Genomic DNA, 12,809 nt, shown 5'->3' with positions numbered 1-12,809 from the left:
AGGGCGAGTCGTTACTTGGCTTCGAGGTCGGCGAGCCCGTACACGTACGCGTAGTACGAGTACGTGTACGTGTTGAGCATGGTGTTCGACCCCGTGACCGCGTAGTCGCTATAGGCGAACTGCATCGCGTTATAGCTCTCGATCACCTGCTGGTACCGTGCGTCCTTGTACCGCCGCATCACGACGTTCTTCTTCGGAAGCTTCGGACCGCCGTAACGGACCGTCGTTCCCGCCTGGTAGGCGTAGGTCAGAGCCGAGTACGACGAAAGATACGCGTAGTACGCGTTCTCGGTATACCGCGGCTCCTGATAGAAGTAGGCCGAGGTGTTGTAGGCGGCCAGGGCGTAGTTATTCGCCTTCGTGCCCTGCGGGCGCTTCTTCGTGACCGGACGATCCTTGGGGGGCTTCGGCGGTTCCGGTTCGTCCGGATCGACGATCGTCGAGTCGTTCAGAACAGGTCCAGATCCAGGAGCGTTCAGATTATTGAGTCGATCCTTGACCGATCCGGCCGGAAGCCGGAAGTTGCCGCTTTCGCCTTCGTAGATCGTCCGCGAGAGCTGGTAGACGATCGTGTTCGCGCGAACCTTGCGACCGGCGGCCTTGACGGCGACCTTCTTCTTGAAGCCGGTCAACAGCGGAACCGAAACGTGCTGAACGTTCTCGTCGAAGATCATCGTCAGCGTATCGCCGTCCGAGCCGATGGCGGCGCCCGTGACGACGGGGCCGGTCGTGTCCGGCGGCGGACGGTTGAAGTCCGAGTAGATAATGACGGGCTGTGCGACGATCGCAGGATTGTCGTTCAGGTTGAAGTCCGTCACCGAAGCGGCCGCAAGATCGAGCGTGCCGGTCTCGTCGTAGTTGACGCGACGATCGAGGCTGTAGGTAAAGGTGCGGGCGTCCTTGCTGATCGGCGTCAGCGTCACGGCGCCGCCCGAGAGGTTCAGCGTCGGTTCGGGACCGTTGCTGAAGACTTCTTCGCTGAAGACGACCGTCAGCGTCTCGGCGAGTCCCGACAGGTCCGTCGTGATCTGAGCCAGCGCCGCGGTCGGCGGCGGATCGAACGGCTTGGTGATGCGGTAGACCGCCGCGGGGGCCGCCCCTTCACGATACGTGCAGAAGAGGTCGTCCAGCGTTCGGGACGCGCAGAACAGACGAATGACGTCATTCGTCGCATCGGGAGCGGTCGTCGGATCGATGCCGTACACGAAGTCCAGGCGTTCGACGGCGCTGAGCGACGGCGTCCACTGCACCAGCGTGCGGGCAGTCTCGATCTGCGTCGCCGGATTGACGGTCACGGAGTAGCCGAGGACGCGGTCGATATTTTCGTCCGCTTCCACTTCCAGACCGCGGACGTCGCCGACGAGGAGCTTCAGCGTCGTGTAGGTGCCGCTGGGAGCGTCGAGCACGAACGGCAGTACGTTTTGATTCGTGCTCGAGAGGATGTAGTGGCCGAATGCTCGCTGGTTGTTGCGAATCTCAAGCGGATAGAGATCGGTGTTGCCCGGTCCGAACGTGCCTCCGCCGTTAAGTTGCGGGTCCCAAGTCTGATAACTATCGCGGCTTCGCTTCGCATCGATGGCAAGTTGCCCGTCGTCGGTGCAGACCAGGTTACGGTCGTGTGTGGGGGTGCCACCGCGGATATTCGCTTGAGGAACCGACGTCGCCCCGGTCGAAGCATCGTAAACCCAGGTGTACGTGCCGCTGTAGGTACCCGGTTCGCCGTTGGTCGCGCGATACCACTTCTGGTTGTACTCGCGTCCATAAACGATCAAGCCGTCTGCGGAACAGCAATCGACGCTTTCTTCTTCCCACCACGGCGCCGCGCCAGGATGAACGTTGTGAACGTCTTCATTCGCGGGCACACGGGCATCGACTGCGATGCGCACGGAGAAGATGTCGTACTGGAGACCATTCCGGCGACAATTCCAGAAAACGGACCTTCTCGTATTATCGTCGCAGTAGGCTCGCGAGCCATCCTCAGAGCAGCACCGCAGATCAAGATCGCTACCAATCGCGACGACCGACGTTACGAGCGGGTCCGGGTGATTCGTCAGGTCGACGAACCAGACCCACGCGTCCCGCTTTTCGACGCCGTCTTCGATACGGGTCGTGTTGATGAAGATCAGCCGCGCGGACGAATCACGAGGCAAGATAGCGCTCGTCACCGTGTGGCCCACGAGTTCGTCCGCCGGGAAAACGATCTGCGATTGCGTACTGCTCACGTTGTCGAACGTGATGTATCGCAGGTTCGCGACCGGGACGTTCCAATAGCCCGCGTCGGGATACGCGCCGAAAAGGAAGACTTCCGGGCTGAACTTGTCGAACGGCGGAGGAGGAACCGCGGGAAGTCCCGGCGGAGGCGGAGCGACATCCAGACGCGGCGTCGTACCGCCGATTGCGACCGTTCCGTCCCGCGAGCAATCGAAGATCTCGACGACGTCCGGGATGACGATCTTGACCGGCGGGAACTGAGCCTGCGCCTGCGATCCGAGGAGCGATGCCAACGCCAGCCCGGCGATCGCCAGGCAGCCGGCACGCGTTCGGCGCCATGAAAACAGCGGGGAGGGACTCAACTTGGGACTCCTTGAGCAATGAGCACGCGGATGAAATCGATAATCACTCGATGATCAGAAAATTCAACGGCTATCGGGTCGGATTCGTCAGAAAAATCGTTCTAAGTTCAAGCTGCTAAAACAGTTTCAATCGATACGACCCGATCGAACGTACCTCGAAAGACAGGTCGCGATTCGACGGCGGGGAGTCCCTCCCTTCGACGACGCAAGTCTGTCCGTACTAAGGACAACGGATGAACCGCGGGGTCGTACTCTACGCAAATGCAGAATCCGCCGGCCTTGACGCTTATGAATGCGCCGGGCTTACAAAAAGTTCCGCAAGTTCCTACCGGAGCGCGACTGTCACGAGTCGTTCGTCCGACGCCAAGGCAGACGAGTCGAGGCGCCGGAGCGAGGCTCGCGTCCCTCGCATCGATCCTTGCGCTTCCCGTCGGCGCCATGGCGAAGTCGGGAGGCGCGTCCTAAAATCGCGGCTTCCTCGCGACACATGACCTTCCGACGAGTCCGGAGCGACCCCGAATGCCGATCACGTCGTCCCCCAAGCCTGCCGTTCCCAGCGAAATCAAGCGCGTCGCCCTGCTCTTCGCGGGCGGTCCCGCTCCGGCGGCGAACGCCGTGATCTCGGCGGCAGCCGCGTCCTTTCTCCGGAACGGGATCGAGGCGATCGGGATCAAGCACGGCTACTCGGCGCTGGCCGAATACTGTCCCGAGAAGCGACCGCTGGTGAAGGGCGAAGACTACGTCGTCATGACGGAGGGCATCCTCAAGCGTTCGCGAAACTCGCAGGGGATCATGATCGGCACCGCGCGCACGAACCCCGGCAAGTTCGTGTCGCATCCGTCGCACTTCGGCGACCAGGAAAAGTGCGCGCCCCTCAAGCGGGCGTATGACGCGCTCTGCTCGCTGGAGGTCGACGCGCTCGTCTCCATCGGCGGGGACGACACGCTGAAGACCGCCAACAAGATGAAGATGTACCAGGACGCGCTGCCTGCGGGATCGCGGCGCCTTCGCGTCGTTCATGTGCCGAAGACGATCGACAACGACTATCACGGAATCGACTTCACGTTCGGCTACTTCACGGCCGTCGATTTCATGGCCCGGGAGATCCGCAACCTGCTCTACGACGCCGAAGCGGGTCGTGCCTACTTCCTCGTCGAATCGATGGGTCGCAGCGCGGGGTGGCTCGCCTACGGCGCCGCGATGGCGGGCGAGGCGAGCCTCGTCATCAGCGTCGAAGACATCGTCGACGAGTTCGCTGACGAGGAGATCGTCATTCGCGACGGCAAGGAAGTCTCGCGAATGATCATGAACATGGACAAGGTCGTCGACCGGATCCTGGAGACGATGATCGTCCGCGAACAGCAGGGCAAAGAGTACGGCGTGATCGTGCTGGCCGAAGGCCTGGCCGAGTACCTTCCGGAGAAGTACCTCGAAGGCATTCCCCGCGACGATCACGGCCATATCTCGATCGCCGACGTCAGTCTGGGACGGATTCTCTCGAAGCACATCGCGAAGTCGTACAAGAATCTCCCCGCCGGCAAGAGGAAGCGAAGCGAGCGAAAGGTCAACGGCGTGCAACTCGGTTACGAGACGCGCTGCACCCAGCCGACCGCCTTCGACGTGATGCTGGGGAGCCAACTCGGCGTCGGCGCCTACCGGGCGCTGGTCGAAGAGAAGAAGGACGGCGTGATGGTCTCGATCGTCAATCAGCTTGCGCTTCGATACGAACGCTTCGAGGACCTGGTCGATCAGACGAATCTCGTCACGAAAGTCCGCTACATCGACCTCGACAGCGACTTCCACAAGCTCGCCCGGTTCCTCGAAACCTACGTCAAGTAGTTTCGATTCGCGGCGGGGGGCTTACGGCGGGCAGGACCGCTCACGATCGGCGGAAGCGGTTCTGCAGGAAGTCGACGAACGTCTTCGCCGCGGGCGTCAATCGGACGTCGCGGCGGATGAGGACGCCCGACCGGATCGGACGGATCCGGTCGCCCAGCAGGCGGGTGCCGACGCTTCGGCCGCGCGTCACCTTGCCGTTCGCGAGAAGAGGCACGAGGGCGACGCCGAGTCCCGCCTCGACCATCCGGACGACGATCTCCGTGTTGGTCGTTTCGGTCTCGACGCGCGGCGACAGACCGGCTTCGCGGAACGCCTCGATGACGTGCTGACGTCCGCTCGATCCCCGCTCGAACAGAATCAGCGGCTCGTCGGCGAGATCGACCAGGTTCAGCGATTTCTTCCTCAGCAGGCGATGCCCCTTCGGCGCCACGAGCCCCCAGGGCGTCGCGAAGAGGTGCAGGTATTCCAGCGACGCCGATTGATCGTAAGGCGCCGCCACGCCGACTTCGACGTCGGAATCGCCGAGTAGTTCGGCTTCGATCTCCTGCTCCACGCGATTGGTGATCCGCACGCGGACCTCCGGCTGAGCGGCGTGAAAGCGGCGGATGACGTCGAGCAGGGCGTACAGGATCAGATACTGCGTCGCGACGACGTGAATCGTGCGAGGCCCCGCAGGCTTCTGAAACGTCGTCGCGAGTTCCTCCGCCTTCTGCAGGAACTCGACCGCTCGCGGCAGGAAGATGCGACCCTGCGGCGTGAGCGGCGATTCGCGACGCGGGCCGCGGGCCTTGCGGTAAAGCTCGACCTTCAGCCGGCCTTCCAGAGCGATCAGGCGACTGCGCAGGCCCTGTTCTGACACGGAAAGCGACTCCGCCGCGGCGCGCAGGCTACCCCTGCGCGCGAGTTCGACGAACGCGGCGATCTGGTCTGTATCGAGCGAGACGTTCAGGTCCGCCATCGATCGTCCGTTAGTCGCTCCGCCGCCTACCAGCCGCTGGTGAGGAGACGTTCCGCCTGCCCTGCCCCGATTCCGTCGGTCAGGAAGAAGTTCATGTAATGGAACAGCACGGGCGCCGTGATCAGCAGGCTGTCGAATCGATCGAGCAGCCCGCCGTGGCCGGGAATGGCGTCGGACATGTCCTTCACGCCCAGGTCGCGCTTGATCGAGGAGACGATCAGGTCGCCGCACTGCCCGAGCACGCTGATGAGCAGCCCCATCGCCAGGAGGTGAACCGGGCTGTCGAGCGACGTCCCCAGGAACACGAATTGACCTACGAGCGCGGCGCCGGCCGTCGTGGCGAAGACCGCTCCGATCGCGCCTGCCCAGGTCTTTCCGGGACTCGTGTTCGGGCGCAGCTTCCGCGTGCCGAAGGCTTTGCCGAAGAGATACGCGAAGACGTCGTTCAGTTCGACGAACACCAGCAGCCACAGCAGGATCGGGCGATAGTTCTCGTCGTTGGCGATGAAGGCCAGATGACCGAGGCTTCCGCCGCACAGGGCGAAGGCGACGATCGCAAGCGTCGTCCGTCGGATGTAGCCCTGCGGCTGGTCGGGAAGCAGCGCGAAAACCGCGATGCCGCAGATGCCGAGCGCCCAGGAGGTTTCGAAGAAAGCGAGCCAGTGATCGAGCGCCGCGAAGTAAGTGACCAGGAGGGCCCCCATCGCCGTAGCGCACTCGACCCTCGAGCGGTCGAGGCCAGTCGCCTTCGCGAACTCGCGAAAGCAGAGCCGGCCGAGCAGAAGAAAGGCGAGCCATGTCCAGCCGGCGCCCAGCAGGATCGGAATGACGCCTGCCGCGGAGAGGACGTACCACGAACGGATGCGGTCGCGAAGCTCGGCGTAGGTTTTGTCCGACAGCTTCCCTGTCGCCGCGAACAGGCGAAGCGCCGCGGAGGCGAACAGGAGAACCGTCGCGATCGCGATCGTGATGACGATCGTGACTGGATGATCGAAGGCCTGCGTCGCGTCGAACAGTCGCTCAGTCGTCGTCATACGGCGTTCGCCTCCAGCCGACGGGCAGCCCTCATCAGACGCCGAATCGACGTGAGAAAACCCAGAACGATCACGATGACGAGGACGATCCGGGCCTCGCCCCAAGGCAGCGCCCAGGCATCCGGTCGAAGAGCCATCCAGACCGAGAGCGCCGTGACCAGCGCCATCCTCTGCGGCTTGGCCATCGGACCGCAGTAGTCGTTCGGAGCGCCGGCAGCCTTCGCCATCGCTCGCACGTACGCGGTGAAGACGGCGACCAGCGCGGCGGCGACGCCGAGGATCGGATCGGAGAACGAGGCGTAGCCCAGGCCGATGAAGATCGCGGCGTCTGAAACCCGGTCAGGAACTTCGTTGTAGAGTTCGCCTTTCGGCGAAGCGACGCTGCGGGCGATCGCGACCATACCGTCGAAAAGATTGCAGAGCAGCCGGACCTGACAGAGCGCTCCGCCGATCAGCCAGAGCGCCGCTTCGCCCCAGCCGTCGATCGAGCCGGTCGCGAAGTAGGCGGCGCCAGCGCCGATCGCCGCGACCATTCCGAAGATCGAGATTCCGTTCGGCGAGGCGCCTTTCGCCGCGAGAAATCCGGCGAACGCGTTCGCCCAGCGAGTGTCGCGGCTCCGCAGCGGACGGCGCTCCAGCGGTTCATAAGAGGTCGTCATACGAGCATCTTAAAACGAAAAAAACGTCATTCGGATTCGTTCGAACAATTTATCCCGTGTTTCGTGCGCGGATAGGCTTCGTCATGGCGGAGGGGTGCGGGCAGGTAAAAGGAGAATCGTCGTGAGAACTCGGGTCTGTCGAAACTTAAGAGTCTGCGTCGCTGTTTTAACCGTCGCCGCGCTCGCGATTCCGATCGCAGGCCGGGCGAAGTCTCCGAACGAGAGCGATCGACTGGTCGTGCATGAGTGGGGCACGTTCACCTGTTTGCAGGACGAGTCGGGGCGGGCCCTTCCCGGGATCAATACGGATGACGAACCTCTGCCCGGTTTCGTCCATCGGCTGAGCGAGCGGTTGGTCTTCGATCCTTCCGATCTGGCGCCGGTCTATTACAAGGGCGTGCCGCGGGTTCACCCCTGGGTGACGATGCGGCTGGAGACGCCGGTCGTCTATTTCTACCCGCCCGCCGGAACGCAGGAACCGACGAGCGTCGACTTTTCCGTCGGCTTCGAAGGAGGCTGGCTGACGGAGTACTACCCGGCTGCGGAGGTCGCGGCGCCGGGACTCGCGGAGGGGAAGTTTCGCTTCGGCGAACTCGGCAGGCAGACGCTCGGATCGCTGAAATGGAAGGGACTCACGCTGGGAGGGAATCCGGACCTTCCAGAGACGGACTACAACGTCTGGCTGGCGCCGCGGAATACTCAGGGCGTCGCGGTGCAGACGGTCGACGGCGAAGCGGAAAGATATCTGTTCTATCGGGGCGTCGGCAAAATCGACGCGCCGCTCCGCGTGACCCGCGACAGGGAAGCGAATCGACTGACGATCGCCGAACGCTTCGACCCCGCGATCTTCGATAAGCCGAGCGAGAGCGCTCCCTCGACGCGGCTCTGGCTCGTGCATGTTCGCGGAGACGGCGCCGTCGCTTATCGCGATCTGGGACGGCACGAGCTTTCGCTGAAGAGCGAGGCGCCGCTTCTCGCCACGCCGGCGACCTTCGACGAGTCGAGCTTCGCGCAGGAGAACCTGGCCGAACTGCGTCAGGAGATGCACGCCGCGCTGGTCGAGGACGGACTGTTCGCCGAAGAAGCGACGGCCATGCTTGCGACGTGGGAACTGGGCTACTTCCAGGCGCCGGGCGAGCGGCTGTTCTTCATGCTCCCCAAGCCATGGACCGACCGCGTGCTGCCTCTGACCGTATCCGTATCGGCCGACGTCGAACGGACGATGGTCGGACGAATCGAACTCGTTTCGCCCGCGCATCGCGAGGGACTGACGCAGATCGCGAAGAATCAGGCTCCCTCGCTCGCGTGGCTCTACGACGCCCGCGAATCGCAGGCGAGTCTGAATCCGGCGGAGTTCCAGGCCCTGTGGGAGGGCAAAACCCGGCTGCTCGACGTCGTCGCGAACGTGCCCGCGGAGTATCAGGCGTACGTCGCGCTCGGTCGCTTCCGCAACGCCCTGATCCTGGACGAAATAGCTCGCGACGAGAACTCGAAGCTGCGTCGTTTCGCGGACGTCTATCGACTCGAGTACTACGACACGAACCGCTGACGAAAATCGCGCGACGCTACTCCGACAGCGTGCCCTTGGTGCTGGGAACGCCGGTCATCCGCGGATCGAGCTCGACGGCCATCCGCATCGCACGGGCGGCGGCTTTGAAGATGGCTTCGGAGATGTGATGGCTGTTGCGACCGTAGTGGACGAGGATGTGTAGGTTGCAGAGCGCGTTGGACGTGAAGGCCTGCCAGAACTCGGCGACCAGTTCGCTGTCGAACTCGCCGATCTTGGGGCTGGGGAACGTCGCGTCGAAGACGAAGATCGGGCGTCCGCTGAAGTCGATGGCGACCGTCGCGAGGGTCTCCTCCATCGGCAACGTAAAGTGCCCGTAGCGACGGATCCCCTGCTTATCGCCGAGAGCCTGCGTGAACGCCTTGCCCAGGCAGATGCCGACGTCTTCGACCGTGTGGTGCTGGTCGACGTGCAGGTCGCCCTTGGCTTTCACGTCCAGATCGAGCGCCCCGTGCCGCGCGAACAGGGTCAGCATGTGGTCGAAGAAACCGACGCCGGTCGTCGCCTGCGACTTTCCTTCGCCGTCGAGATTCACCGAAAGGCGAATCCCGGTCTCGGCGGTCTGGCGTTCGATCAGGGCGGTGCGCTTCATGGGACTCATCTCAGAAAGCTGCGAAACGCCGTCGTGGCGTTTCGCAGACTCGCCAGGTTCGGAACGAGTTCCTCACGGCTCGCGAAAGAGTCGTGAAACTCCCCTTTCGTCGTCGCATCCTGCGACGAACGCCGGCTCGCTGCCTTGGGCAGCAGCCTGCTACAGGACGGTCTTCAACACGGCCAGCAGCGCGTCGTTCTGCGCGTCGTCGCCGACGGTGATCCGCAGGCCGGAGCCCCAGCCGGAATACTCCATATAGCGCACCAGAATTCGTTCGGCCTTGAGCTTTTCGTAAAGCTGACGCGCGTCGCGGTCGGAACGGTCGCACCAGACGAAGTTGGCCTGCGAAGGGAGCACGCGGAATCCGAGATCAATCAGGCCCTGTTCCAGCCGCCCGCGGGTCGCCTGGATCTTCGCCGTCGTTTCGCTCAGCCAGGCCTGATCGTCGATGGCAGCCGTGGCGCCGGCGATCGACAGCGCGTCGCAGTTGTAACTGTCCTTCGCCTTCATCAGCTGCTCGATCCAGGCCGGCTGAGCGATGACGAAGCCGAACCGCAGTCCGGCGAGGGCGTACGACTTCGAGAGCGTTCGCGTGACGAGGATGTTGGGGCAGCGCCGCACCAGTTCTATGCAGTTGCCTTCCGCGAAATCGGCGTAAGCCTCGTCGACCACCAACGGACAGGGAAGCTCCGCCGCGAAGGCCTCGATCGCTGCGGGCGAAAGATACGTACCGGTGGGGCTGTTCGGATTGGGCAGGAACGCCAGCTTGAGCCGGTCGATCCGCTGGTAGGGCGCGGGATCGAGCGAGCTGTCGGCTCCGAACGGAACCTCTTCGTGCCGGGCGCCCTGAATCTGGGCCAGCGTGCGGTAGAGGATGTAGCTGGGAAGCGGAAAGGCGAGCGCGTCTCCCGGTCCGACGATCGTGCGGGCGAGGATCGTCAGAATGTCGTCGCTGCCGTTGCCGCAGAGGATCCAGCTCGGATCCACCCCATAGAGTTCCGCCGCGCGGAGACGAAACGGCGTCGCCGTCGGGTCGGGATACTTCGACAGCCCCTGCTCCATCCGCTGGCGAATTGCAGCCAAAACTTTCGGCGACGGAGGATACGGATTCTCGTTCGTGTTGAGCTTGATGAACTTCGCCGCCTGCGGCTGCTCGCCCGGGACGTAGCCCTTCATGCGAGCGATCTCGTCGCGAACCGGAACGGCGGAGACTGGCGCGTCGGCAGGCATGGCGGAGGGATTCACGACGGGCGGTCCTTCGTATTCGTCAGTGTGCCACGGCTGGCTTATCCAGTCGCGCGACATGCGGTCGGCGTGAGACCGTCGGGGTCGGCGTTCTTCGGCAACTCAGCTTCGGCGGATATCGACGCTCGCGCGATGGGCAGTCAGGCCTTCGAGTTGGGCCAGAAGGGCCGTTTCGTCAGCGATCTGATCGAGCCCTTCGCGACTGTACGAAATGACCGAGTGGCTGCGGAGAAAATCCGTCACCGACAGCCCGGCGGCGAAGCGGGCGGTGCCGCCCGTCGGCAGAACGTGGGAGGGACCTGCTGCATAATCGCCGAGCGCGACCGGAGTGTAGGCCCCCAGGAAGACGGCCCCGGCGTTGCGAATGTTCGCGAGGTAGCTTTCCGGATCATCGGTCTGGATGTGGAGATGCTCAGGCGCGATCAGATCGGTGACTTCGCAGGCCTGCGCCCACGAATCGACGAGGATCGACGCGCCGAATCGGGTCAGGCACTGCCGCGTCTGCTCGCCGCGGGAGAGTCCGGCGAGCTGGCGTTCGACCTCGGCCTCGATCTCGGTCAGCTTGGATTCCGAAAGGCAGACCAGCACGCTGGCGCCGGGATCGTGTTCCGCCTGGGCGAGAAGATCGGCGGCGGCGAATCGGGCGTTCGTCGAATCGTCGACGATGACGACTACCTCGCTGGGGCCGGCGATCGAATCGATGTCGACGTCGCCGAAGACCCGCTTCTTCGCGAGCGCCACGAACAGATTGCCGGGACCGACGATCTTGTCGACGCGCGGCACGCCTTCGACGCCGTAGGCGAGAGCCGCCACGCCCTGCACGCCGCCGAAGCGATAGAGTTCGCGAACGCCCAGTTCATGGCAGGTCGCACGGACGATCGGGTTCTCTGCGCCGGTGGCCGTCGGCGGCGACATGATGGCGATCTGGTCGACCCCTGCCGCCTGGGCCGGGACGACGGTCATCAGCACGGTCGACGGATAGGCCGCGGCGCCTCCCGGAACGCAGCACCCGACGCGGGCGAGCGGCACGAAGCGCTGTTCCAGGTAGACGCCGTTCCCGCGGTTCACGCGAACGTTCCGCGGCTTGATCGCGCCTGCGAACTCCCGAATGTTGCCGGCGATCTTACGCACGGCGGCGAGAAACGTCGGGTCGGCAGCGCGATGGGCGGCGTCGAGTTCGTCTTCAGATACCCGCAGCGTCTCCGGCGTCAGGCGAACCTTGTCGAGCTTCTCGGAATACTCCAGAACCGCGTCCAGTCCGCGGCTCTCTACGTCGGAACAGATCCGTTCGACGACCTGCTGGGGAGAGAGCGCTTCGCCGAAGGTTTCGATCGTCCGCTGATTGCTGGAGACGCTGACGACCGCGCCCCGCGGGCTCAGGCGCTCGCGCAGTTCCGCGAGGGCGCCGGCGACGTCGTCGGTCCGGGCGTCGATCCGTTGCAGCAGGGGCGAAGTCGAAGGCATCCGGAACGTCGAGCGGCAGGAAGCGGACGAAAGCGTACGGGCATGGAGAATCCCGCCGCGAAGGGGTTCATTTAACTCCCCTCCTCCCGCCGCTGGAATGGGTCATCAGCGACCCATCAGGACTTACCCTTCCGCGTCACTCGCTGCCCCAGCCGCTTGATCGTCTCGACGAAGTCGCGTCGTAGCTCCGTGAACCGGGCGGGAACCTTGTCGCCGGCGCCGTGGAGATATTCCAGCATCGGGCGTTCGGCCGCGGCGAATTCCTCCGCCACTTGCGGCAATTCGTCGAGGATCGCGGGCGGAATCGCGGCGACGCCGTTGGCGTCCGCATGCAGCAGGTCGCCCGTCGCGATCGACAGACCGCCGACACGGACCGGCAGGCCCAGATGAAGCAGGTGGCAATAGGCGTGGGAGCAGATCGTCGAGCCGGTGAAGATCGGGTAACCGATCGACTGGACCTGCAGAATGTCCCGCCCTGCCCCGTTGGTGAGCAGGCCGACCGAGCCGAAGGCCTTGTAGACCGAGCACATCACCTCGCCGAAGACGGCGCCGGCGGGGGGATCGTCGAGATCCTGAATCACGACGAACGCCGGCCCCGGCAGCGTCGCGAATTGCTCGATCTGTTTCTCCATGCTGCCGTACGCATCGCCCGATCCCGGCGGCGCATCGGAGCGAAACGCCGCCGTGGCGGCATAGCCGACGACCGGCGCCATCTCCGGGAAGTTCGCCCGGATGCGTCCGTCGGTGAAGCCCCGGTTCCGCGGCACGACGTCGAACAGCTCGATCGCATTGCAGATCGTCGGCGTGTCGTAACGAGCCAGATCGGCGAGAACGCTGTCGGCGACGGACATGCTTCAGCTTTCTGAGCGAAGGGCGTA

10 protein-coding genes are annotated in these 12,809 nt (G+C 64.0%); 2 read left to right on the top strand and 8 right to left on the bottom strand.

Annotated elements, in window-relative coordinates:
- Positions 1 to 11: 11 nt before the first annotated feature.
- Entirely contained in the window at positions 12 to 2,573 is a 2,562-nt protein-coding gene (locus tag SH602x_RS21075) for a hypothetical protein (RefSeq protein WP_479474170.1), read from the bottom strand.
- Between the two features lie 519 nt (positions 2,574 to 3,092).
- Here SH602x_RS21075 and SH602x_RS21070 point away from each other — a divergent pair.
- The gene (locus SH602x_RS21070; protein WP_479474169.1) at positions 3,093 to 4,412 is read left to right on the top strand and encodes a 6-phosphofructokinase; all 1,320 of its coding nucleotides are present in this window, start codon (positions 3,093 to 3,095) and stop codon (positions 4,410 to 4,412) included.
- Positions 4,413 to 4,452: 40 nt separating this feature from the next.
- On the opposite strand, the gene SH602x_RS21065 is transcribed toward SH602x_RS21070, so the two are convergent.
- Genes SH602x_RS21065 through SH602x_RS21055 form a run of 3 tightly spaced genes read right to left on the bottom strand, consistent with a single transcriptional unit; the run spans position 4,453 to position 7,063 of the window.
- The gene (locus SH602x_RS21065; RefSeq protein ID WP_479474168.1) at positions 4,453 to 5,370 is read right to left on the bottom strand and encodes a LysR family transcriptional regulator; all 918 of its coding nucleotides are present in this window, start codon (positions 5,368 to 5,370) and stop codon (positions 4,453 to 4,455) included.
- Between the two features lie 26 nt (positions 5,371 to 5,396).
- The gene (locus tag SH602x_RS21060) at positions 5,397 to 6,404 is read right to left on the bottom strand and encodes a phosphatidate cytidylyltransferase (protein WP_479474167.1); all 1,008 of its coding nucleotides are present in this window, start codon (positions 6,402 to 6,404) and stop codon (positions 5,397 to 5,399) included.
- Positions 6,401 to 7,063, bottom strand: a complete 663-nt coding sequence (locus SH602x_RS21055; protein ID WP_479474166.1) for a CDP-alcohol phosphatidyltransferase family protein — start codon at positions 7,061 to 7,063, stop codon at positions 6,401 to 6,403. The genes SH602x_RS21060 and SH602x_RS21055 overlap by 4 nt, the downstream gene beginning before the upstream one ends.
- A gap of 121 nt (positions 7,064 to 7,184) precedes the next feature.
- Between SH602x_RS21055 and SH602x_RS21050 the strand changes: the two genes are divergently transcribed.
- A complete protein-coding gene (locus tag SH602x_RS21050) occupies positions 7,185 to 8,612 on the top strand; it encodes a hypothetical protein (RefSeq protein ID WP_479474165.1) in 1,428 nt (475 codons plus the stop codon).
- A gap of 16 nt (positions 8,613 to 8,628) precedes the next feature.
- Here the strand turns inward: SH602x_RS21050 and hisB are convergent, their stop codons facing one another.
- The 4 genes from hisB to SH602x_RS21030 form a co-directional block, all read right to left on the bottom strand.
- Positions 8,629 to 9,222: an imidazoleglycerol-phosphate dehydratase HisB gene (hisB, locus tag SH602x_RS21045; protein WP_479474164.1), complete on the bottom strand. Its 594-nt coding sequence runs from the start codon at positions 9,220 to 9,222 to the stop codon at positions 8,629 to 8,631.
- A gap of 159 nt (positions 9,223 to 9,381) precedes the next feature.
- The gene (gene hisC, locus SH602x_RS21040) at positions 9,382 to 10,452 is read right to left on the bottom strand and encodes a histidinol-phosphate transaminase (protein WP_479477127.1); all 1,071 of its coding nucleotides are present in this window, start codon (positions 10,450 to 10,452) and stop codon (positions 9,382 to 9,384) included.
- Between the two features lie 117 nt (positions 10,453 to 10,569).
- On the bottom strand, positions 10,570 to 11,931 hold the full coding sequence (hisD, locus tag SH602x_RS21035; protein WP_479474163.1) for a histidinol dehydrogenase: 1,362 nt from the start codon (positions 11,929 to 11,931) through the stop codon (positions 10,570 to 10,572).
- Positions 11,932 to 12,047: 116 nt separating this feature from the next.
- The gene (locus SH602x_RS21030) at positions 12,048 to 12,782 is read right to left on the bottom strand and encodes an RraA family protein (RefSeq protein ID WP_479474162.1); all 735 of its coding nucleotides are present in this window, start codon (positions 12,780 to 12,782) and stop codon (positions 12,048 to 12,050) included.
- Positions 12,783 to 12,809 lie beyond the last annotated feature (27 nt).

The sequence above is a fragment of the Lignipirellula cremea genome (genome assembly GCF_056501455.1).
This window is presented reverse-complemented; position numbering and strand designations above follow the sequence as displayed.